We start from the raw sequence: 21,919 nt of genomic DNA, 5'->3' as shown, positions 1-21,919 counted from the left end.
CTACGCTTCGCCCCTCTTGTTCGTCGTGGATCACACAACTCCGCCAGGGACGCAAGACTCGATACGGGTGGGTGGCTAGCCCTTACCCGACAGGGACTTTCACCCTGCAAGATACGCCGAGCTTTGCCCGGCGCGATAACGATAAGCTCAGCTGAGGAGGTGCATCAGCGCTGTCGTCGGCTGGAGCGACGTGTTATGTTTCATTTGAATGCTAAGCCAATACTGACGATGCCCAACACCACGCTAATGACTCCCAGCAAAGTTGCCAGACGGACTACTACTTGGGGATGACCTGTGCTCGCGAGGAACCTGCCCGACAAGCCGTTCGCCTCCGAAACCTCTAAGTCGTGATTCTTTTGCGTTTCTATCTCACCCAGCCGGCTTCGATACCAACCATTTATTACGATCGTGTTCTCGCCTTGAGCAATGTTAATTCGTGGTGCTTGGTTGTATTGCTGCGTGAAGTTATCGTCAATCTCCAAGGCTTCGCAATACACGACTGCACCATTTGAGTTGTTCTTGATCTTGATGATTGATCGCGGCGCAAAATCGTGATCGCTGAGCCACACCCAGCCTTCGTTCATGTCCGTTCTTGTTGAGGATAAGATCTTGTACACGGATCACCTCTTAAAAACACAACTACAATTGCGGAGCCTAAAAGCTCCGTCGAAAGCAGAATAATTGGGCTTCATAGTCACTCTGCCCCGCCTTGAAACCACGGACTCAGGTTCCTGACAGAGTGCTGAATGGAAATTCAAATGGAGCATGGAGGCTCATATGGCCACTCCCCGGCTTCTCGATCAGGTCCGTGATGCGATCCGCGTCCGGCACTACAGCCGGCGCACTGAGGATATGTATGTGCAGTGGATCCGCCGTTTCATTCTTTTTCATGCCAGGCGCTACCCGCAGGAGATGAGCGAGCGCAAGATCACGGCATTTCTGATTTATCTGGCTGTTCAGAAGAATGTCGCAGCCTCTACGCAAAATCAAGCCTTGTCCGCCCTCCTCTTTCTGTACAGGAAGGTTCCGGACATCGAGCCAGGATGGCTCGGCGGCGTGATCCGGGTTCGGCGGCCGCAGCGGCGGCCGATGGTTCTGCTGCACGGGTTAGTACGGCTACGACGGGCGCACGGGCTGAGCGGTTGCGTGCCCAGTAGCGAGTTGCCTCAGGCCTGCCAGACACCATAGCCGGCTTCACGCAGGCCGATCGCCAGTTCCACTTCCATCTCGCGCGCGCCTTCATACGGCATCGGGTTGTACATCTCGTACAGCTCTGGCATGAGTCGCAAACCATACTCTCGGACGAACCGGTTCGACTGGATGCCTGCCATGTGTTTATCGAAGCGTATATCCGGGTCCAGGCCCGTCATGCCGACGTAGACACATGGCTTATCATATTCGTAGTCCGGATTGGACTTCTTGAATTTGGGCTCATCAAGGACGTCGTTCGAGAGCTCTACTACATAGACGTGGTAATGGTAGCGGCGCGCCATGGTGGCTCTCTGAGCGATGACTCTGGGTTACCGGAAAACAGTACACTGCCGCGCAGTCACCCGCTACGCCCGGCCCCCGGGGTGTTCACGGTGGCACCTGGGCGACCACCAGCGGTGCCCTACTGCCCGGTACCTTTATCAAGTGTGTGGAAGGACCCATACCGTGCCTGGGACGATGATTCGTGCTGCGTCGGCAGTATCCGCAGCAACGTATTGTCCCGCATCACATAGTGATGGAACAGTGCCGCTGCGGCATGCAGGCCGATCAGATAGTAGCCGGCCGTGCCGATCGTTTTGTGGATCTCCTTCAGCGAGTCGTACAAGGCCTTGTCCTGACCGATCAGCGCCGGCAACTGCATGCCGAAGAAGAAAACCGGCTTGCCCTTGGCGCTGATGGCGATCCAACCGAGCAGGGGCATCCCGATCATAAAGATGTAGAGCACCACATGCATAGCTACGGCCAGGCGGTGCTGCCAGACCGGGATCGGGGGCTCGATGCGTGGTGCCGGTCCCGCGAAGGCGCGCGTCGCGAGGCGCACCGCAACCAGCGCGAGGACGCCGAGGCCGAGCATGAAGTGCGAGGTCTTCAGGTTCGCCCTGAGCGTGCTGCCCTTCGGAGCGATGTCATGCAACTCGATCGCCACATAGACGGCGATTATCAACAGCAGCATCACCCAGTGCATGCCGATCGACAGCGACCCGTAACGGTCGGTGGTGTTTCTCCAAGTCATCGCTTCTCCCAAAAGATTGCGTTGCCTCCCCCGCCGAGCCGGCCATCAGGCTGCTACCGTGAGACCTGAACCAACCGGTGCGGACCCGCAGGCGGCCAAGACCCACCTTGGCGCGAGCGCTGGCGTTGCGCCGGGCGGTACTCAACGAGTTGGTCGGAGTAGCCGGATATAGGCGGCCATTTGCAGACGCCCGGGTCTCATGGAAGCCGCGTCGTCAGCATCGAAATTATAGAGGCAGTCGCACGTTCGTTGCGACCGGGTGCACTTCAATCAGCAAGCTTTTAGTGCGCCAAACAGCTTGGAAATTGTGCCCTCTACGTACCCGCTATCTTCATAAATCAATGGGTTCAAATCGGTTCACACATCCCTGTGACAGTCTGTAACAAAAGTGCAATTGCCCCGGCCTGTGGTTTGCCCAGTCGGCCGTCGCGTATCGTCGAGGCCAAGCTGCGGATCTTGCGCGATGACGCCTGGCGCCTGAAGGTCCACACGACTCAGGTATGCAACGCGTGGCAGCGTGCAGATCAGGCCTGGGTTCTGGTCTATGATATGGATGAACGGTCTTCCGGCTCAGTAAGCGGAGGCTCCTCCGACGGCCTGACCGTCACATCGGGATGCACAGGACATACACCATGGCTTCGTCACACCTGACCCTGCTCGTGTTGACCGCAGCGGCGGCGTTCGCCGCGAGCCAGGCCACCCTCGCGCAGACAGCGGTCAGCCCGCCCGGCCGGTTGCTTGCGTCCAACTGTTTTCAGTGCCACGGTACCAACGGCAACGGACCCGGGTTCGACAAGCTGGCTGGTGAGTCAGAACGCAAGCTGTTCAAAAAGATGAAAAAATATCAGTCCGGCGAAGAAGATGGAGGCATCATGGCGCCCCATGCCATGGGCTATAGCGATGCTCAGTTACACGAACTCAGCCAATGGTTTTCGCAACAACCACGCTGAAAGGCTTGAATCATGGATAGACGCTCGTTTCTCCGGAGCGCGGCGGGTCTGGCCGTACTTCTTTCCAGCGGCATGGCCACCGCGGCCCCCCGCTCAGCGAAGGCCCGTGTGCTGGTCGTTGGCGGCGGGATGGCGGGGGCCAGCGTAGCGAAGTACCTGCGCCTGTGGGGCGATGCGATCGACGTCACGCTGATCGAACGCCAGGCGACCTACACCTCCAGCATCATGAGCAACCTGGTGCTCACCGGGCAACGGACGCTATCCAGCCTGGCCTTCGGATACGATGCCTTGCAAGGGCGCTACGGTGTGAATCTGATCATCGATGACGTGGTCGAAGTCGATCCAGTCGCCACCTCGGTCAGGCTGGCGTCGGGCCAGCGGCTCACGGCAGATCGCATCATTCTGGCGCCCGGTATCGACTTCGACCCCGTGCCCGGCCTGGACGATGTCAGCCGGATGCCACACGCCTGGCAGGCGGGGCCGCAAACGACGCTGCTCGCAGAGCAACTGGCGGCGTTGCCGGCCGGCGGCGTGGTCGCCATCACGGTGCCGAAAATGCCCTATCGCTGTCCACCGGGGCCGTACGAACGCGCCTGTCTGGTCGCGGACTGGTTGCGGGCGAATAAACCGGGTGCCAAGCTGATTCTGATCGATGCCAATCCGGACATCGCGGTGGAGAAAGAGAATTTCCAGAGGGCCTTCAGCGAACTCTATGGCGACATCATCGAGTATCGCAAGGGTGTCGATATCACCTCGGTCGATCCAAGGCAGCTGACGCTGGCGACCAGCAGCGGTTCGGTGCGTGCCGACGTCGTCAATCTGATCCCGCATCAGCGGGCAGCGGCACTGGTGGTAAACGCCGGGCTGGCGGCTGAGGGGCAAGTACGGTTCGCACCGGTCGACGTGCTCAGCTACGCCAGTTCCATCGCACCGAAGGTGCATGTGATCGGTGATTCCTGCAAGACCACACAACCCCTGGCCGGCCAGATGGCCAATCAGCAGGCCAAAGTCTGCGCCGATGCACTGACGCGCATCTTCGCAGGCCATGAGCCCGATCCCGCCCCCGTGACCAATTCGGCCTGCTACTCCACCATCACACGCAGCGAGGCGGGCTGGATGACGGCGGTGTTTCAATATGATCCCGCGGCCCGCAGCATGAAACCGGTGGCCAAGGCGTCGGTCGCATCGAACGGGTGGACGCCTAAAAACTTCAAGCAGATGAACAAGTGGTTCGATGCGATCATGGCGGACACCTTTGCCTGAGGCGATGGACCAGGGTATCCACCATGAGCGATCGTGACTATACCGTCAGCCGCCGCACCTTCCTGCACCGGATGACGGTTCTGGGCGCGCTGGTGACGACGTATCCGGCTTCTGCACTGGCGGCGTTGCGCGAACAGGTGGCGGCGGCACCGGCCATGGGTGACTGGTCGGCAGAAGACCCCTGGAAGACACTGAACGCTGTCCAGCTGCAGCTGTTTCCCGCCACTGCGACCGCGCCGGGCGCGGTCGATATCGGCGCGCTGCAGTATCTGCACGCTGCGATTGAAAATCCGCATGCGGACGGTGACGACGCCACCTTCATCTTCAACGGTGTCGGCTGGCTGAACGAACTCACGCAGGAAACCTACCAGCAGCCCTTCGCAGCGCTCGATGAACAACAGCAGGAGGCCTCCTTGCACCAGATCGAGCAGAGCGGGGCCGGACGCAACTGGCTGTCGTTGCTGTTGACGTATCTGCTGGAGGCATTGCTCGCCGATCCCGTATACGGCGGTAATCCGGACGGCATTGGCTGGCGGTGGCTGGAACACCAGCCCGGCTATCCCCGGCCGACCCGGGACAAGCTGTGGTACCAGGTCGGTGAGCGGGTGACTTTTCAGCGCAAGGCGACCTAGGTGTCAACTGGGCTGGGCGAGGCAGAATCAAACCGGGGATGGATCGAGGGTCGGGTGATACGCGTCGCTGCGCTCAGCCGGAACTACGGTTGCAATTCAACCTACGCGACAGGAAGTTGAAGAGACGATGGCAAAAGATTTTGATGTGTGTGTGATCGGCAGCGGCGCGGGGGGTGGCCCGGTGGCCTGGACGCTGGCTGCCGCGGGTCACTCGGTGCTGGTGTTGGAGAAAGGCCCGTGGCTGACGGAGCAGGATTTCTTCAAGGATGACCTGGCCTGTTGTCAGCGCAGCGTGTACACACCGAAGCTCGCCGATGAGCAGCACGTGATCGAGGATCTCGATGGCTACGGCGACTGGGTCGGTGAAGCGACCTCCGTCTCGGGTTGGGATTTCTGGAACGGTAACTGCGTCGGTGGCTCGTCGAACTTCATGAGCGGGTTCTTCTACCGGCTCAAGCCCGAGGACTTTCGTCTGCGCTCGGAGTTCGGGCCGATCGCAGGCGCGAACGTCGTTGACTGGCCGATCAGTTACGACGACCTGGAGCCATATTACACGCAGGTGGAAACGCAGGTCGGGGTCTCCGGACGGGTGGTCGATCATCCCTTCGCCGAGCGGCGTTCCACGGCCGGGTTCCCGTACCCGCCCACACAGGAGCACCCGGTGTCCAGCCACATCGATGCAGCCTGCAAGACGCTCGGTCTGCACCCGCTACCGACACCGCGCGCGATTCTGACCCAGCCCCGGGATGAGCGCCGCAGTTGCGAATATTCCGGGTATTGCGGCAGCTATGGCTGCTCGTCGGGCGCCAAGGGCAGTTCCCGTGCAGCGCTGCTGGCGCGTGCGCTACGGACGGGAAATTGTCAGATCCAGCCGCACGCCAAGGTCTACAAGCTCAGCAGCGATGCCACCGGCAAGGTGGTTGCCGCGGAGTATTTCGACGCCGATGACAAGCCGCAGCAGGTGACGGCAAAGATTTTCGTCGTCGCCTGTCAGGCGATCGAAACCAGCCGGCTGCTGCTGAGTTCTGTCGGGCTGAGACATCCGCATGGTCTGGCGAACCGCCACGGGCAGGTCGGCCGTAATCTGTTGTTCTCGGCCGGTGGTTCCGGCACGGGTGATCTGGTCTATGCCGATGTGGACGATACGGTCGCGGCGGCATTGAAAACGCGCGGCCCCTTCGTGAACCGCGGCCTGCAGGACTGGTATACCATCGATGACCAGGCCTTCGGCGGCCGCGCCAAGGGCGGTACGGTCGACTTTCTGTTAAGCCATCCCAACCCCATCGGCAGGGCGCTGGCGGAAAAGTGGGACGCTGATGGTCAGCTGGTGTGGGGCCACCGCCTGCAGCAGCGGCTGAAAGCGGTGTTCACCGAGGCGCAGTACCTGCGCTACGAGATTTTCTGTGACTGGCTGCCGACCGATGATTGTTTCGTCACGCTCGACGGCCGAGTGACCGACAAGTGGGGGACGCCGGTGGCCAAGGTGCGCATCGGTTACCACGAGCATGATCTGAAAGTGGGTCGCTATATCAATGCACGGGTCCAGCCGGTGCTGGCGGCGCTGGGCGCGCAGAACATCCGTTCCAGTATCAGCGGTTCTCCGCCACAGAACCTGGTGGCTGGCGGTTGCCGCTTCGGCACCGACCCCACCACATCCGTCCTGGACGCGGACTGCCGGGCCCATGATGTCGACAACCTCTATGTCACCGATGGCAGCTTCATGCCCACCGGCGGCAGTGTGCCGTATACCTGGACGATCTATGCCAACGCCTTTCGGGTGGCGGACCGGATCAAGGCCCGGCTCTAGGAGCCTGTCGGGCTTGTCCCGGATCGTGGCGATGAACACGGCCCCGGGCGACCGGCCGACGACCTGAATGTCTTTGAACTGATTACTGGATATCCGCCATGACGACCGACGACTCTGTAAAACTCGACGCCGCCCACTTCGATGACATCGCCCAGCAATGGGACGACAACCCCATCTTCCGGGAACGCGGTCTGAAGATTGCGCAGGCCATCCGCCAGACCGTGCCCTTGCGTCGGGACATGCGCACGCTCGATTACGGCTGCGGCACCGGCCTGCTTTCGTTTCCGCTCAAGGACGAACTCGGCGCGATGGTGCTGGCGGACAGCTCGAGCGGCATGCTCGATGTGGTGGCCAGGAAAATCGCTGCACAAGGTGTGACGAATATGACACCGATGAAGCTGGACCTGCTGACCGATCCACCACCGGCACAACGCTTCGACCTGATCGTCACTTCGATGACGCTGCACCATGTCCCCGACACCGGCCATATCCTGCGCGTCTTTCACGACCTGCTCGATCCGGTTGGTTACCTGTGCATTGTCGACCTGGACAACGAAGATGGGTCATTTCACGGCCCGGAGGTCGATGTACACCACGGCTTCGACCATGCCGAGCTGAGCCGGCACGCCGCACAGGCAGGGTTTGTCGACATTCAGTTTCAAACCCTGTTCAGTATTACCAAGGAACACGAGTCCGGCACACGGGACTATCCCGTTTTTCTGATGACTGCACGCCGGGCGGATGCGTAGTGCCACAAGACGTGGCGGCAAGGTACGCCGCCATGAGGAAGGCAATCACCACCCAGTTTATTTTTCTTTTCGATCAGCGTGACCTTCAGACCCGGCTGCATGGCCACACTGGCCACCACCAACCCACCGGCGCCTCCACCGACAATCGTCGAGTCACGCTTGGTCATAACCTATAGCTGGTGCTTGTTGGTACTGTCGGGGCCGCTTCAAAGTGGACGGTCAGGCCTAGTGAAACTGCTCGGCCTCCATTTCCAGATAGATACGGTAGGCATTACCACGGTTGCTGGCATCGAACGCCGGCAGATCCCGGTATTTTGACCAGTCGGTTTCCGCATAGGCCTGATCGAACGAGGTGAAATCGGCCACTGCCTTGCGCATGGCATCGCGTACGTAGTCGATGTACTCCTGGGTTTCGGTGATCGCCTCGCGGATATCCGTGGATGCCACCCCGTGCCCCGGTATGATGAAGTCAGGCGGCGGATCGAGCTTCAACAGGTAATCCAACCCTTGCAGCCAGTGATTGATATCGGTCTCGGGGCTGTCGAGGAACGGCACACGCCCCTTGTAGATGACATCACCACTGAACAGTACGCCATACTCCTTGACCAGCATGATGCTGTCACCGGGTGCATGTGCCGGACCCAGGTGCTTGAGTTCGAACGTCACGCCACCCACCTTGAAGGTGGCACTGTCATCAAAGGTATGGTCGGGCGGCACGACCCGGGTATGTTCGTCCACCCAGGGGAACAGGGCCTCGCGGCGCTGGGCGAGGCGACGCTCCGCATCCTCACCCTGGGTCGAGGCAGTGCCGCCCGCATAGTTCTGCGTCAGCCGTTGTGCCCACACTGGTGGATTGCCGGCGTAGTCCTTGAACGCCTGCAGCCCGTAGATATGGTCGGCGTGGTAATGGCTGATGACGATCCGGTCGATCGGCTGGTCGGTGACCTCGCGGATGCGCTGCAGCAGGCGGTAGCCGAGTGCCGGCGTGCCCAAGGCATCGAACACCACCACCCCGCCATCCGTGACCACGAACCCGGCATTCGAGGTATGCCCCTCGTTGACCGCGTCGGGTACGCCCGACTCGCCGATGACGTAGTAGACCGGCACACCAGGGGCCTGGTGCAGTTCGAACGGCAGACTGACGGCACCGTACGGTGTCTGCACCGGTTGTGCCGCCATAACGACGGATTGTGCCAGTACCAGCAGTAACGCCGGCACGGTTTGCCTAGCGCATGTACACATAGCCTTGCTCCTGTTGCAGCCGCACGATCTCGGCGTCCGCCATCGGTACCACTTTGACAAAACCGTGGATATCACCCGGTTCCAGGCCGTGACCTCTTGCGGCCACCTGGCACATCCGGAACTCGATGGGGCCGGCCAGCGTGAGACTTTGCGCGCGCTGCATCAGCTCACGGTACCGGTCGAGATGTTTGATGGCAAAGAACGCGATCTCATCGCCGTGGAGTACCAGCACGATCGACTGCTCGAACGGATCGGCCGCATAGAGATTGTTCAGGTAACTGACCCGGTCGAGTACGCCTGTGAACGCGTCAACACTGCCGACGGCAACATCGTAGACGACCTTCTGCGGCCGGTAATCGATCGATTCCAGTTGTGCCCTGCCCCAGGGCGCGGCGGCATCCCCCGCCTGGCAGACCACTGCCCAGGAAAACATCAGCAGTGTGAGCAAAGTCTTGCGGATGAAATTTGTCATTGTCCATCTCCCCGGTCTGCTGCGCGGCGCTGCACACTCAGCGGTCACTGACGTACGATTAGGTACACTATAGCGTTTCTGCGGTCGGACCGCGTGCACCGATCTTCGAGCCCGTGAGTTGCACCCGCTCGATCACCCCGCGTACCAGGTCGGCGCGGTCGCTGCTGCCGTTGAAGGCCAGCACGACATTGGCGTCGGCCTCGTTGAGCCGCTGCAACGCCTCGCGCAAGGTTGCGTAGGTCGACACGCGCGCGAAGGGCGTGGCATGCGCGACGATCGAGTCGATGATGGTATGTGCTTCATCGGCGCCATCCAATGCTTCCGCAGGCTCATCGGGTGCAGGTAGCGACGGTGCCTGCACGAGTGCCTGCACGTTGTGCTCACGCGTGATCAGCAGCCACTCGGGCTGCGTTGCCAGCACCTGGGTGAGTGCCTCGGCACCCGCATCGGCATCGACGACGGCGAAGCGCGTGTTCATCACCGCGCTCACACCGGTGCGTTCGAGCGACAGTGCCACCGGATCGAACCGATACTCCAGGCCACGTCCGCGCAGAATCGCAACGAAGATCGAGTCCTGTCCGCACAGGCTGCGCGCCACGAGCAGTGCCGGGATCACCGCCGCCATGCCGGGGAGCAGCGTATTCGCGTTCGCCGTGAGTTCGAGGATCGCCATCAGCGCCGCGAGTGGCGCATGCAGGCTTGCGCCCATCATGGCGGCGACACCGAGCGTGGCGTAAAAGGCCGCGGAGGCGCCGCTTTGCGGCATCAGCCAGCCGCCGACGATACCCAGTGCGCCCCCTGCGGTGGCGCCCATCACCACCATCGGCCCGATGAGTCCGCCCGGCAGGCCCAGCCCGCCGCACGCGACGGTGGCGGCGAGCTTGAACACTACGATCGTCACCAGCGCGAGCAGACCGAGGTCACCCAGCAGTGCGAGTTGCACGGTGTCGTAACCCAGCCCCATGACCTCGGGTGCGACCAGCGCGCACAGCCCGGTGAAGACGCCGGCGGCCGTCGTGCGCAGCCACAACGGCAGGTGGCGCGAGCGCCTATCGAGGGTTTTCGTACCGTATACGTAAGCCGCGGCAAGGCAGCCGATGACGACACCGAGCAGTACGATATATGGCAGTTCGAGCAGCGACCCCAACTGCAGGTTCGGCACGGCGAAGGCCGGCGCGGGGCCGTAGACGAGGCGGCTTACCGCGGCCGCGCCCATCGCGGCGAGGATCACCGGCGCGAAGCCGACCAGTGTGTATTCGAGCAGCACCACTTCCATCGCGAAGACGACACCGGCGATCGGTGTATTGAACGAGGCGGCGATCGAACCGGCGACCCCGCACCCGACCAGCGTACGGATACTGTTGTTCGGCAGGCGCAACCATTGTCCGAGCAGGCTTGCGCTGGCCGCGCCGACGTGGATGACCGGCCCCTCGCGTCCGACCGAATGACCGCTGATGATCGATGCGGCACCACCGAAAAACTGCAGCACCGCATTGCGCCATGGCAGCCAGCCGGCATGCTGCGCGAGCTGCGCCATCACGTGGCCCGGACCGACCTGCCGTGAAGAGACGGACACCCACTGGAACAGCAGGCCGATCACCAGACCACCGACGATCGGCAATGCGAGTATCCACTGCCAGGTCAGCGCCTCGAAGTTCTCGGCGTCATCCATCCAGCCCACGCTCACCAGCGCGTGTTCTGTCAGCAGGCGGAATGCCACGATCACCACACCGGTCACGAGCCCGGCGAGCAACCCCATAACCGACAGTGGAAACAGCGCATCGGTGCGTGCCAGGGCGCTGCGCAACGCCTCGAGTGCGATGTGTGGACTCGTGTATCCGATGAAACGGCGTGTGGCAGGCGGCGCCACAGGGGGTGAGTCGGCAGATACACGGTCAGTCAAGATCGATCCCTCGCCGCGGTGCGGATGCTGGCGTAGCTGCAGTATAAACCGCCTTTTCGCCCGACAGCACCCCGCCTCCACTCCTGCCGACGCTCTGCGCGACGGTCGATCCGACGCTCGGGCCAGCCGTGGCCGCTGTCACGCCGCTGGCCGCGGGCGCTCCGGTTGGACATCGATGGGTAATCCGGCCGGGCCGTACAGCTCACACGGGCGTAGCGTCCGGCACGGCGGTGGACAGGGGCAATGCCGCGGTCAGACGACCTCGGACTCCGGTGGTGAATGCTGCGGCCGCACATCCGCCCCGATCGCACCCGCCACCGCGTCCTCGACGTGTTCCAGCAGCACGAACTCGAGTTTGTCACGGGCCTCCGCCGGCACGTCCTCGAGATCCTTTTCGTTGCGTTTCGGCAGCATCACGGTCGTGATGCCGGCACGCAGTGCGGCGAGCACCTTTTCCTTTATGCCGCCGACCGGCAGCACCAGTCCCCGCAGCGATACCTCGCCGGTCATCGCCACGTCGCTGCGTATCGGTTTCTCGGTGAGCAGCGAGATCAGCGCGATGAACATCGCGACACCGGCGCTGGGGCCATCCTTCGGTGTTGCGCCGGCCGGCACGTGCACATGAATATCGGTCTTGCCGAGCGCGTTGCCGGTCCAGGTCTTGGCGAGCGTCAGCGCGGCCTGTGCCGATTCCTTCATCACATCGCCGAGCTGGCCGGTGAGAATGAGTTTCCCTGCACCTGGTACCTGGCTTGCCTCGATGAACAGGATGTCGCCGCCCACCGGTGTCCAGGCGAGCCCGGTAGCCACGCCCGGTGTCGCGGTACGCAGCGCCACTTCGTTCTCGAACCGCTGCGCGCCGAGTATCGCGTGCAGGTCGGGCACGTCGATCGTGACCTGTGTGGCTTTGCCCTCGGCGATACGCATCGCCGCGCTTCTGAATGTAGCGCCGATTTCGCGTTCGAGGTTGCGCACACCGGCCTCGCGGGTGTAATCACCGACGATTGCCGCCAGCGCCGCATCGGTGATATCGGCCTGTTCTGGCGTGAGGCCGTTGGCATCGAGCTGACGTTTCACCAGGTAGCGTTTCGCGATCTCGATCTTCTCCTCCTCGGTGTAGCCCGGGAGCGAGATAATTTCCATCCGGTCGCGCAGCGGGCCGGGGATGGCGTCGAGCATATTGGCGGTCGCGATGAACAGGATCTGCGACAGATCGAAGTCGACACCCAGGTAGTTGTCGCGGAACTTCGAATTCTGTTCCGGATCGAGTACTTCGAGCAGCGCCGATCCCGGGTCGCCGTGAAAGCCGCCGGCACCGAGTTTGTCGATCTCGTCGAGCATCAGCACCGTATTGCGGGTGCCGGCGCGACGCATCGCCTGGATGATGTTGCCCGGTAGTGCACCAATATAGGTGCGGCGGTGACCGCGGATCTCGGCCTCATCGTGCACGCCACCGAGCGATACACGCTGGAACTTGCGCCCGGTAGCGCGCGCGATCGACTGGCCGAGCGAGGTCTTGCCGACCCCGGGTGGTCCGGCGAAGCACAGGATCGGGCTCTTGCCCTGCGGATTGAGCTTGCGCACCGCGAGGTATTCGAGAATACGACGCTTGATCTTCTCCAGGCCGTAGTGATCCTCATCCAGTACCTGTCGCGCCGTACCGATATCGATCGGCGGGGCGTCTTCTTCCTTCCATGGCAGTTCGGTCAGCCATTCGAGATAGGTGCGCAGCATCGAATTCTCACCGCCACCCTCCGGCATACGCTCCAGGCGCTTCAGTTCCTTGCGCGCGTGCTTGAGCGTCTCCTCCGGCATGCCGGCGGTTTCGATCGCCTGTTTGAGTTCTTCGATCTCGGCGCTGGTATCGTCATCCTCGCCGAGTTCCTTCTGAATCTGTCGCATCTGCTCGCGCAGCACATGTTCGCGCTGCCGCTGATCGAATTCCGCGCGGGTCTGGTCGCCGATCTTCTTCGACAGCTTGAGCACACCCACGCGCTCGCCCAGGCGTTCGAGCACCTTGTCCATGCGCTGTTGCAGGTCGAAGGTTTCCAGCAGATCCTGCTTATCCTGCGGCTTCACGTCGAGGAAATTCGCCACCATGTCGGTCAGCAGGGCCGGTGACGTCATACCGCCCAGCACGCCAGCGAGTTCGTCGGGTGCGTCGGGCAGCAGCCGGACCGCTTCGACCGCCTGTTCCCGGAGTTGCAGCAGGCGTGCCTCGATCTCGGGTCCGCTGTCGTCGACCGTATCGATCATGGCCACGCGCGCGACGAGAAACGGCCAGCCGTCCAGGAATTCGAGCACGCGAAAGCGCGTGATTCCCTGCACAACGAGATGATGTGACCCGTCCTGGCCGGTGATGTAGCGCACGACCTGGCCGGCGGTACCGACCCAGTAAAGGTCATCGGGACCGACGTCATCCGTCTTTGGATCACGCTGGAGCAGAAACCCTATGCGACTCTCGCTGCGAACCGCCTCCTGCGCCGCGGCGACCGAGACCGCCCGACCGATGGCGATCGGTGTGATCACGTCCGGGAAAAGGACCATGTTGCGGGTCGGGATCAGGATCAGTGCGTCTGTCGGCAGCGGCTTCATGGTCGTGTCGTCACCACCCGGCTGAGTCGCCGGCGTAGCGGCTTGCGGCACCGTCGCGTCGGCCCGCGGCGTTGCGCTACCGTCCTTATCCTGGCCGGAAAGCAGGTGCAATCTGGAGCTGAAAGTCATCGCGTTTCCTTCCGTTTAGTGAAGGTCAGGGTGAGGCAGCCATTTGCCAGCGTCTTACCGGTCAGTTCCAGCGCGCGCAGCGGCAGCGCGATACGTCGCTCGAAATGCCCATAGGGGATCTCGAGGCGGTGAATGCGCACCGACCGGGAACACGCCGGGAACGTGCGTAGCGCCGAAACGGTCAACACGCCGGCCTCGAGCGTGACGACCACGTTCTCAGGGGCGGCGCCCGGCAGCGCGACGCTGACCACCAGCGCATCTTCGGCTTCGATCACATCCATCGGCGGTTCCCAGGAGGGGATCGCCGTACGGGTCACGGACGGGCCAAAGAATTGTCGGTGCAGGCGCTCGGCCTGATCCATCAGATCAAGCGCTTCGTGCCACATCCAGTTGTAAGCGTCACGGGAAGTCATCGGCTGGCCTATGGTCTACGGGTATCCCCTGACATGGGGGCAGGATAGAGACATTTCAATCGGCAACCCACCGCACCTCGCGGCTTGCCTACCATCAGGAGAATAGACTGTTCTGAGCAGATATGTCCTCGCGGCCCCCCAACCGGAGCAACCCGGTCGGTCGATTTTGAGACGCCAGTGACTACACTTCTAGACATTCGCACTCGCCATGCACTATCCGGCACCCACGACGCGGTATATCCGGCGCGTACCCGGTCGGTGTTGCCCAACGGACCGTTCGGGTAGCTGAATAAGTGCGCACTGGTGTGCTCATCGGGAGCAGACAATGGCTGAACCATCCTCGCTACTCTCCGTCGATCGACCGCTCGTCGTCGGTAAGGCACGCATCGAATCGACGATCGAAAGCGACACCGCCTGGACGCGGCTCATCTACGTGTACCTGGCGTTCTCCACGCTATGGCTGCTCGTCGGGACGTTGGTCGGTGCCTATCTGAGCATCAAGTTCACGGCGCCGGACGTGGACCATATACACTGGTTGTCGTTCGGGCGCTTGCGGCCGGTGCATACCAATACCGTCTTCTGGGGCTGGACATCGCTGGCGATGATCGCGCTGGTGCTCTACGTGGTGCCAAAGACCAGTCAACGGCGGCTCTACAGCTTTCCACTGGCCTGGACCAGCCTGATCCTGATCAACCTCGCCGTCATCATTGGCGATCTCTGCCTCATGGGCGGCATCAACAACGGTGGTCAGGAATATCGCGAATACATCTGGCCGGTCATGGCGCTATTCGCCGCTGGCGTCGTGCTGACTGCCTACAACCTGATTCGCACCATCGCCGCTCGCGGGGTTGAGGAAATCTACATCTCCAACTGGTACATCATGGGTGGCTTCCTGTGGACCAGTGTGCTGGTGACCATCGCCTACCTGCCGTTCTATCAGCAGAACGGCATCAGCGAGACGGTCATCCAGGGCTACTACATGCACAATGCCGTCGGCATGTGGTTCACACCGATCGTGCTGGGCCTGATCTACTACTTCCTGCCCAAGCTGCTGAATAAGCCGATTTATTCGTACTCACTCGGCGTCCTGGCGTTCTGGACCCAGATGGTGTTCTACACCCTGATCGGGGGGCACCACTTCGTTTTCTCACCGACACCGTGGTCGTTACAAACGCTGGCTATCATCTTCAGCGTCGGGATGCTCGTGACGCTGGCCGCGGGTACCGGTAATTTCCTGCTGACCATGAAGGGCAGCAGTCGCACCATCGCGCGCAGCTACAGTCTGCCCTTTATCCTGGCAGGTGTGATCGGGTACTTCCTGTGGTCGGCACAGGGGACCTTGGAAGCGCTGCGTTCACTGAACCTCGTCTGGCATTTCACCAACTACACGGTCGCCCACTCGCACCTGACCATGTATGGCTTTGTCGTCTTTCTGATCTGGGGCTGCATCTACGGCCTGATGCCACGCATGACCGGGCGTGAACCCTCGCATCTGCTGGCCGGGGTACATTTCTGGTTCGCCCTGCTGGGCTATCTCATCTACACCATCGCGCTGATGGTGGGTGGCACCCTGCAGGGGGTGAGCTGGATCCTCAATGCGCCGTTCATCGAATCGGTGCACCTGATGGAACCGTTCTGGCTGTGGCGCGCGGTGGGGGGTACGATGATGTTTCTGTCGCACCTGATTTTTGCCTATAACCTCTGGCGGATGCGGCCGTCTCATCGGGAGCGTGAGGTACCTGCGCCACAAGCGGAGGCGCTGGCATGAGCTTCCACAAAAACCACTGGTTGCTTTTTTCCGTCATCTTCTTCGGCTACATCGCACTGTCCTGGATCGCCGGCATCGGCCCGGCGATCTGGGTACAGAATCATACCCACCCGCTACCGGGCGCCGAACCGATGTCGCCGCTGCAGCGGCACGGGCTCCACGTGTATATCGCCGAGGGCTGCGTCGCCTGCCATACGCAACAGGTCCGACCGCTGCAGATGGACGCGGTCTGGGGACGCCCCTCGGCGCCCGGCGACTACGCCTATGTGAAACCGCTGGATGTCTGGCACCCCTACGCCCCCGCCGTTCTCGGCAGTGAACGTACCGGTCCGGATCTCACCAGCATCGGCGCCCGTCAGCCGAGTGAGGTCTGGCAGTACATCCACCTGTATAACCCACGTGCGGTGAGCCCGGAGTCGATCATGCCGGCCCACCCCTGGTTATTCGAAGTCGTCGCCACACCGGCCGCGGACGCGGTGGTCGTGCCGCTACCGCCCGCCTATGCCCCGCCATCGGGCACGGTCGTGGCGACCGCCGACGCGAAGGCCCTGGTCGCCTATTTGCTGTCATTGAAACAGGTACCGTTGGGGGCGGCAGGCGGAGACGGGAAATGACCGGGCTGCCCGCACAGACCGGTCTGCAGACGCAGACGGACGTCGATTTTTCCACTTCGGTGCAGGGCCACCCCATGGCCGCCGACGGACCGGACGGTCCGTTCGATATCGCCCTGGTCGCAGCAGGCGTCATCATTGTCTTGCTGGTCTGTGTCTTTACCGTCAGATTTCTGATCAGGCCGCAGGAAGACGACCCCAACCATATCAAACGCCAGATTTTGCGGGACGACTTCTGACGCCACGTCCCGAGGAGTCACCATGGCCGAAGGCAAACGGGAAAAAGAGGTCCGCCACGAGGTTCGCACGCTCGTCTATCTGGATGACGAAACCGAACCGTTGCTGAGCCATCGCCCACCGGTGCGCTTTGAGCTCGATACCTCCCGGCTCGAGGACGGGGCCCACCGGCTGCGGGTGGAGGCCTACGATTCCAGCGGCCGGAAGGGGGTGCGGATCATCCACTTTACCGTCCGCAACGGCCCGGGCATTGCCATCAACGGCGTGCGCGACAACGACGTGCTCGAAGGCAAGATCCCCATTCTCATCAACTCCTATGGGGGCGCCGGCGAGACGCAATGGGAGCCCTCGCGGGCGGAGACACCGGCACCCATTCCCTCCTGGGCCTGGGTGCTGTTCATCGTCATTGTCGCCTTTGGCGTATTTTACGGGGTACAACTGTGGAGACCGCCACCCGACTTCGCGACCACCCCGACCTATGGCCCCGTGGCGCTGAACCACTCCCAGTCGGCCGGTGTGTCGACCGCCGCTGGCAATGCCGCGACGGGCGCGGCACAGCCCACCGGTGCCACCGATGGCGATGCCGCCCTGGGCGCGTCGGTGTACAGCAACAACTGCGCCTCCTGTCATCAGGCGACGGGCTTAGGCCTGCCCGGTGTCTTTCCGTCGTTGGTGGGAAACCCTGCGGTCATCGACACGGATCCGACCACCCACATCGACGTGGTGCTGAACGGCCTGCAGGGAACGGTGATCGACGGGGTACAGTACGCCGCGCCGATGCCACCGTGGGCCGACCAACTGAGCGATGCGCAGATCGCGGCAGTGATCAATCACGAACGCAGCAGTTGGGGAAACAACGCGCCGAAGGTCACGGCAGCGGACGTGGCAACGCTACGCGCGGCGCACTGATCGCCAGTGATGCATTTCAGTGCTGCGCATATCCGCTACTCTGGTGGAAAAATGCAGACGCTACGGCCCTATGCGTCCGCCAGGAGGAATGAGCCTTTATTCTTACCGGCAGCCACAAAGCGCTGTTCAAAATCATCCACCACAGACGCCGTGACAGAATCCCTGGTCAGCAGTGCCTGACCCCAGCGATGCACGCGAGCCGGCATCAGGCCTGCCAGTGCCTCATGATGCCTGCGGAGGATTTCAAAGCGCATGAAAAACGGGGCATAGGCCGTATCGACCAGGGAGAAATGGTCTCCCATGAAATAGGGGCCATCCCCGATTACCGGCTCAAGACGGGCCAGCACCCCACCCAGGGCGTCACACTGCTGCCGAAAACCGTCTTCATCCTTCGCCATGATGGTCTTATACTGCTCCACCAGCAGATTGGATCCATACTCGATCCAGCCCCGGTGTTTGGCGCGCGCCAGCGGATCTCCCGGATGCAGGGCCGGCGGATACACTTCATCCAGATACTCATTGATGATGGCCGATTCAAACAGCACCTCATGGTCCACCTTAAGCAGTGGCACCTTGCCGAGCGGTGAAATATCCTTGAACCATTCGGGGGGATTTTCCAGATCGATATACGTGATGTCGAACGCGATACGCTTCTCTTTCAGAGTGATCACCGCACGCTGTACAAACGGACAGATGACGAAACTAACCAGCTCCAGACTCATGACAAACCTCCGGTATGGCGAGTGGCTCCCAGCAATTGATCAGGTGGCTTCCATCGCGAAGCCAAAGAACACTGCCTGTGAACCCTCGATAGTGGAATCTTTATCGAGACGATACTGACTTTTGTTCAGTGAGCGTATCGGAAATGATGCTACCCTGCCCGGCAGGGATGAGATCAAGTATAGAACAGTAGAGATGCCAATACTTTATTGTGTCTGATCGGACGGATGCACAACCATGCCCAACGAACATTCCGATAGCCCCCGCAGCGCGCGCCACTACGAAAGGCGCCTGCATCGGCACCGCCGACTTTACTGGCAGGTATCGCTGCCGGTCCTGGCCGTGCTGATCGCAGGCTATGCGCTGGGGTATTTTCTGGAGGCCCTGGTGCTCGCCGTCCTGGGTCTGTTGGTCGTGCTGCTGGTCATGCTGCGTGAAATCATCGATGTGCTGGGGTATCTCGGCAGCTTGCAGCGTGATGCGGCCGTGGCGCGCGAAGTGCTGCGCGGGGAACCGTCCGGGGCCGGCGACCGGCCGATCGCACGCGCACCGGATTAGACCATTGCAGCGTGGCGCACCGCCCGCATCCCAACGGCAACCGGTCTAGGCCGGCAGAAAGTCGATCGGATAGGTGATCGTCACCACGTCGACGTCCTTGGCCCCGAAGTCGAACATCTTCACCCGCGCCACCACCCGGCCACCCAGCTCCGCATCGGCAAGTTCGCTGCTGACCACGGCGCACTCGGTCACCCGGCCGTCAGGCGAGATAGTCAGACGCAGCACGAGCTTGCCCTGCAGGGTCGGGTTGCTGCGCAGGGCGCGGTTGTACATGCTGTAGATCGCACCCTTGTTGCGATCGAACACCATCTGGATCTCTTCGATACTACGTGCGGCCTGACGCGACTTGCCTGCCGAGGGCGCCGCGTTCGAGCGTGCGGCATCGGTTGCGACCGGGCTGGCGACGCGGGTGGTGCCGCGCTGGGCCAGCCCGACATCCCCGGTGTCGCGACTGAGCCGGCTGGTGTCGATCCCGGCCGAGGCCGCAGCGACCTTGGAGGTCAGCAGCGCACGCTCGGTGCGCGTCGCCGTCTTACCGGCCTCCGAGACACGCGCGTTGTCGCGCAGTTTGTCGAGCCTGGGATTGTCGCGCAGGTCCGCCAGACTGTCGCTGAACGCCAGTAGTCCGCTCTGTGCCGCCTTCTTGCGCGCGGCATCGGGATCGGGTTTCGGGGCCGGCACGCTTTTGGTCGTAGTCTTTGGGCTGTCGACCTTGGGCTTGGGTGTGGGTTCCACCTGGCGATCCGGTTTCGGTTCGGGCTTGGGCTGGGGCTGTACCTCGACGACCGGTTGCGGCGGGGGGACGACCTTCGGTTTGGCGGGCGCCGGCCGTTCCAGAATGAGTCTCGCCAGGCGTGGGGGCAATACCTCGACGGCCTCCGGTTCCGGCTCCGGCAGGGGCAGGTAGGGTGCAATCACGCTCAGGCACAGCAAGACACCGCATACGCCGATCAGGATGCGGCGGAAACGGCGCTCCTCCTCGGCGGTGGCCATCCAGGGTAGATTGAGCGTATGCAGGGCGGCACTCATGGGTTCAGCCCTTCCCAGCCGGGCGCTGCAGTACGGCCAGCGAAACCTGCCCGAAACCGGCGTCGGCGCAGGTCGCCATCACCCGTTTCAGCAGCGCATAGGGGATCTCCTTGTTGCCCATGATGGTGATCTCGCGCCGGTCAGGCGTGACCGATGCATCGGCGCGCAGGATACGCGCCTCCTGTTCGGCCAGTGCCGCCTTGAGCGCGGGCACTACGTGGTCCTCGCCGGCCAGCGCCGCGGTGACGCTGGCGACTTTGTGCCCCTGCACCAGGATGTCGGACTCGGTCACCATCACCACGACGGTCTCGCGCGGCTTGTCTTCGGCAACCGACTCCGGCAACTGCACCGCGCGCGTACTCGGCAGGATTTCACCATCCGAGGAGTTCACCAGCAGGAAGAACACCAGGATGGTGAAGATATCCATCAGCGACACCAGATTGAGTGCGCCACCGCGCCCCCAGCGCTTATGGTGACGCTCCATGCGTTCAGCACGGCTCGACATCTTCATGTTCAACGACCTCCGGCGGCAGCGACCCGCGCCCTCGCGGGCGGGGCATCACCGATCGAAATCTCGGGAAACAGCTCGACCTTGACCGCACTGCCGGCCACCACGGTCGTGGCGATGCGCACCGCATCCATGATCTGCACCAGCGCGTCGTATTCGATCTCGGGTTCGAGCAGCAGGGTTACGTCCCGCTCCTCGGGGTAGCGCGCCTTGATCGACTGCAGCAGCTCCGCCAGCTGCACGTAGTCGTAGCCACTGTCCAGCGCAGCGATATGCCGGATCAGACCGCCGTTGCGATCGCCCACCTCGACGCCGTCCTTGCGCAGCACCACTTCGAGGTCGAAACCCTGTGGTGGCGACGTGGCCCCGGCAGCAGCCCCGGCCGGCAGCGTCAGCTCCAGGATGGCGATCCGCGAGAACACCGCCGTGATCAGCAGGAACGGCACCAGGATCACCATCAGATTCATGAACGCGGTGACATTGATATCACCGGGGTCACGCGTGGTGGTGCGGCGGCGCCAGCGGCGGGTCATCATGCCGCGCCACCACCGACGCTGGCCTTCTCGGTCAGTACATTGAGAAATTTGACCGCAGCCATTTCCAGGCTGTCGACCAGTTCAGTAGTCTTGGTCTGCAACACCGTATAGATCAGCAGCAGCGGGATGGCGACCATCAGACCGAAGGCGGTGGTGTTCATCGCCACCGAGATGCTGGCGGACAACATGTCGGCCTTGTCTGCCGGATTGGCGGTGGCCACGGCGGTGAATGCCTGGATCAGGCCGATGATGGTGCCGAGCAGACCGAGCAGGGTCGCGATATTGGCGAAGGTCGCGATGTAGTGGGTGCGCTTCTCCAGCCGTGGCACGGTTTCCATCAGGCCTTCCTGCATGGCCACCTCGATGTCGTCGCGACGCCGTGCCGAGGCCAGGCGGCCCAGGCCGTAGCCGAGAACACGGCTGATCGCCGATTTCGACTCGCGGCTCACCACAATGGCCTGCTGATAATCACCCGCCGCCAGCAGTGGCATGATCCGGCCCCAGACGCGCCGGTTGGTCGCACGCGCCAGCGTCAGATACACGTAGCGCTCTATCGCAATGGCCATGCCGAGTGCCAACACGACGACGATCGGATACATGAACAGGCCACCAGACTGAAAAAACCCGACGATCGAACGGTAGATATCCATAGTCACTTCCCCCC

25 protein-coding genes are annotated in these 21,919 nt (G+C 62.2%); 11 read left to right on the top strand and 14 right to left on the bottom strand.

All coding sequences use genetic code 11. The features are described from left to right. Nucleotides 1-200: 200 nt before the first annotated feature. Nucleotides 201-584, bottom strand: a complete 384-nt coding sequence (locus tag K8I04_14175) for a hypothetical protein (GenBank protein ID MBZ0072860.1) — start codon at nucleotides 582-584, stop codon at nucleotides 201-203. Between the two features lie 181 nt (nucleotides 585-765). Between K8I04_14175 and K8I04_14170 the strand changes: the two genes are divergently transcribed. After that, nucleotides 766-1,188, top strand: a complete 423-nt coding sequence (locus K8I04_14170; protein ID MBZ0072859.1) for a phage integrase N-terminal SAM-like domain-containing protein — start codon at nucleotides 766-768, stop codon at nucleotides 1,186-1,188. Here K8I04_14170 and K8I04_14165 read toward each other — a convergent pair. Then, complete coding sequence (locus K8I04_14165) at nucleotides 1,167-1,493, bottom strand: hypothetical protein (GenBank protein MBZ0072858.1); 327 nt, start codon at nucleotides 1,491-1,493, stop codon at nucleotides 1,167-1,169. The genes K8I04_14170 and K8I04_14165 overlap by 22 nt on opposite strands. Nucleotides 1,494-1,612: 119 nt before the next feature. Next, complete coding sequence (locus K8I04_14160; GenBank protein ID MBZ0072857.1) at nucleotides 1,613-2,224, bottom strand: cytochrome b; 612 nt, start codon at nucleotides 2,222-2,224, stop codon at nucleotides 1,613-1,615. Between the two features lie 632 nt (nucleotides 2,225-2,856). Here K8I04_14160 and K8I04_14155 point away from each other — a divergent pair. The 5 genes from K8I04_14155 to K8I04_14135 all read left to right on the top strand — a co-directional run bounded on the left by K8I04_14155 (nucleotide 2,857) and on the right by K8I04_14135 (nucleotide 7,625). Continuing rightward, on the top strand, nucleotides 2,857-3,174 hold the full coding sequence (locus tag K8I04_14155) for a cytochrome C (protein MBZ0072856.1): 318 nt from the start codon (nucleotides 2,857-2,859) through the stop codon (nucleotides 3,172-3,174). A gap of 12 nt (nucleotides 3,175-3,186) precedes the next feature. After that, nucleotides 3,187-4,437: an NAD(P)/FAD-dependent oxidoreductase gene (locus K8I04_14150; GenBank protein ID MBZ0072855.1), complete on the top strand. Its 1,251-nt coding sequence runs from the start codon at nucleotides 3,187-3,189 to the stop codon at nucleotides 4,435-4,437. Between the two features lie 23 nt (nucleotides 4,438-4,460). Then, nucleotides 4,461-5,069 carry a gluconate 2-dehydrogenase subunit 3 family protein gene (locus K8I04_14145; GenBank protein ID MBZ0072854.1) on the top strand — a complete coding sequence of 203 codons (609 nt, stop codon included), beginning with the start codon at nucleotides 4,461-4,463 and terminating at the stop codon, nucleotides 5,067-5,069. A 127-nt stretch (nucleotides 5,070-5,196) separates the two neighbouring features. Next, nucleotides 5,197-6,876 (top strand): GMC family oxidoreductase, encoded by a 1,680-nt coding sequence (locus K8I04_14140; GenBank protein MBZ0072853.1) that lies wholly within the window; start codon nucleotides 5,197-5,199, stop codon nucleotides 6,874-6,876. A gap of 98 nt (nucleotides 6,877-6,974) precedes the next feature. Further along, a complete protein-coding gene (locus tag K8I04_14135) occupies nucleotides 6,975-7,625 on the top strand; it encodes a class I SAM-dependent methyltransferase (protein MBZ0072852.1) in 651 nt (216 codons plus the stop codon). On the opposite strand, the gene K8I04_14130 is transcribed toward K8I04_14135, so the two are convergent. The 6 genes from K8I04_14130 to K8I04_14105 all read right to left on the bottom strand — a co-directional run bounded on the left by K8I04_14130 (nucleotide 7,583) and on the right by K8I04_14105 (nucleotide 14,379). Further along, nucleotides 7,583-7,792, bottom strand: a complete 210-nt coding sequence (locus tag K8I04_14130) for an NAD(P)-binding protein (protein MBZ0072851.1) — start codon at nucleotides 7,790-7,792, stop codon at nucleotides 7,583-7,585. The two genes, K8I04_14135 and K8I04_14130, sit on opposite strands and share 43 nt — an antisense overlap. A 58-nt stretch (nucleotides 7,793-7,850) precedes the next feature. Beyond that, the gene (locus K8I04_14125) at nucleotides 7,851-8,867 is read right to left on the bottom strand and encodes an MBL fold metallo-hydrolase (GenBank protein ID MBZ0072850.1); all 1,017 of its coding nucleotides are present in this window, start codon (nucleotides 8,865-8,867) and stop codon (nucleotides 7,851-7,853) included. Then, the gene (locus tag K8I04_14120) at nucleotides 8,851-9,339 is read right to left on the bottom strand and encodes a DsrE family protein (protein ID MBZ0072849.1); all 489 of its coding nucleotides are present in this window, start codon (nucleotides 9,337-9,339) and stop codon (nucleotides 8,851-8,853) included. Before K8I04_14120 ends, K8I04_14125 begins: the two co-directional genes overlap by 17 nt. Before the next feature lie 67 nt (nucleotides 9,340-9,406). Beyond that, entirely contained in the window at nucleotides 9,407-11,209 is a 1,803-nt protein-coding gene (locus K8I04_14115; GenBank protein MBZ0072848.1) for a chloride channel protein, read from the bottom strand. A 285-nt stretch (nucleotides 11,210-11,494) separates the two neighbouring features. Continuing rightward, on the bottom strand, nucleotides 11,495-13,837 hold the full coding sequence (gene lon, locus K8I04_14110; protein ID MBZ0072847.1) for an endopeptidase La: 2,343 nt from the start codon (nucleotides 13,835-13,837) through the stop codon (nucleotides 11,495-11,497). 125 nt (nucleotides 13,838-13,962) lie between these two features. Continuing rightward, nucleotides 13,963-14,379, bottom strand: coding sequence for an Hsp20/alpha crystallin family protein (locus tag K8I04_14105; protein MBZ0072846.1), 417 nt, complete (start codon nucleotides 14,377-14,379; stop codon nucleotides 13,963-13,965). A gap of 325 nt (nucleotides 14,380-14,704) precedes the next feature. On the opposite strand from K8I04_14105, the gene K8I04_14100 reads away from it, so the two are divergent. Genes K8I04_14100 through K8I04_14085 form a run of 4 tightly spaced genes read left to right on the top strand, consistent with a single transcriptional unit; the run spans nucleotide 14,705 to nucleotide 17,904 of the window. Further along, on the top strand, nucleotides 14,705-16,147 hold the full coding sequence (locus K8I04_14100; protein ID MBZ0072845.1) for a cbb3-type cytochrome c oxidase subunit I: 1,443 nt from the start codon (nucleotides 14,705-14,707) through the stop codon (nucleotides 16,145-16,147). Continuing rightward, complete coding sequence (locus K8I04_14095) at nucleotides 16,144-16,761, top strand: cbb3-type cytochrome c oxidase subunit II (GenBank protein ID MBZ0072844.1); 618 nt, start codon at nucleotides 16,144-16,146, stop codon at nucleotides 16,759-16,761. The genes K8I04_14100 and K8I04_14095 overlap by 4 nt, the downstream gene beginning before the upstream one ends. Next, the gene (locus K8I04_14090; protein ID MBZ0072843.1) at nucleotides 16,758-16,997 is read left to right on the top strand and encodes a hypothetical protein; all 240 of its coding nucleotides are present in this window, start codon (nucleotides 16,758-16,760) and stop codon (nucleotides 16,995-16,997) included. The genes K8I04_14095 and K8I04_14090 overlap by 4 nt, the downstream gene beginning before the upstream one ends. 22 nt (nucleotides 16,998-17,019) lie before the next feature. Then, a complete protein-coding gene (locus K8I04_14085; protein ID MBZ0072842.1) occupies nucleotides 17,020-17,904 on the top strand; it encodes a cytochrome c in 885 nt (294 codons plus the stop codon). 68 nt (nucleotides 17,905-17,972) lie between these two features. Here K8I04_14085 and K8I04_14080 read toward each other — a convergent pair whose 3' ends face one another. After that, nucleotides 17,973-18,626: a glutathione S-transferase family protein gene (locus tag K8I04_14080; GenBank protein MBZ0072841.1), complete on the bottom strand. Its 654-nt coding sequence runs from the start codon at nucleotides 18,624-18,626 to the stop codon at nucleotides 17,973-17,975. Nucleotides 18,627-18,861: 235 nt separating this feature from the next. Here K8I04_14080 and K8I04_14075 point away from each other — a divergent pair, with 235 nt between their 5' ends. Then, on the top strand, nucleotides 18,862-19,182 hold the full coding sequence (locus K8I04_14075) for a hypothetical protein (GenBank protein ID MBZ0072840.1): 321 nt from the start codon (nucleotides 18,862-18,864) through the stop codon (nucleotides 19,180-19,182). Between the two features lie 45 nt (nucleotides 19,183-19,227). Here the strand turns inward: K8I04_14075 and K8I04_14070 are convergent, their stop codons facing one another. From K8I04_14070 to K8I04_14055, 4 genes are read right to left on the bottom strand one after another with little or no spacing between them, the layout of a single operon-like run. Continuing rightward, entirely contained in the window at nucleotides 19,228-20,211 is a 984-nt protein-coding gene (locus tag K8I04_14070; GenBank protein MBZ0072839.1) for an AgmX/PglI C-terminal domain-containing protein, read from the bottom strand. 4 nt (nucleotides 20,212-20,215) lie between these two features. After that, on the bottom strand, nucleotides 20,216-20,722 hold the full coding sequence (locus K8I04_14065; GenBank protein ID MBZ0072838.1) for a biopolymer transporter ExbD: 507 nt from the start codon (nucleotides 20,720-20,722) through the stop codon (nucleotides 20,216-20,218). Between the two features lie 2 nt (nucleotides 20,723-20,724). Beyond that, complete coding sequence (locus K8I04_14060) at nucleotides 20,725-21,252, bottom strand: biopolymer transporter ExbD (protein MBZ0072837.1); 528 nt, start codon at nucleotides 21,250-21,252, stop codon at nucleotides 20,725-20,727. Beyond that, entirely contained in the window at nucleotides 21,252-21,905 is a 654-nt protein-coding gene (locus tag K8I04_14055; protein MBZ0072836.1) for a MotA/TolQ/ExbB proton channel family protein, read from the bottom strand. The genes K8I04_14060 and K8I04_14055 overlap by 1 nt, the downstream gene beginning before the upstream one ends. Nucleotides 21,906-21,919 lie beyond the last annotated feature (14 nt).

This window comes from Gammaproteobacteria bacterium (genome assembly GCA_019911805.1).
In the GTDB taxonomy this organism is placed as follows: Bacteria; Pseudomonadota; Gammaproteobacteria; order Thiohalobacterales; family Thiohalobacteraceae; genus JAHJQQ01.
The sequence above is the reverse complement of the archived record's forward strand: the minus strand, read 5'-3'. Positions and strand labels throughout refer to the sequence as shown.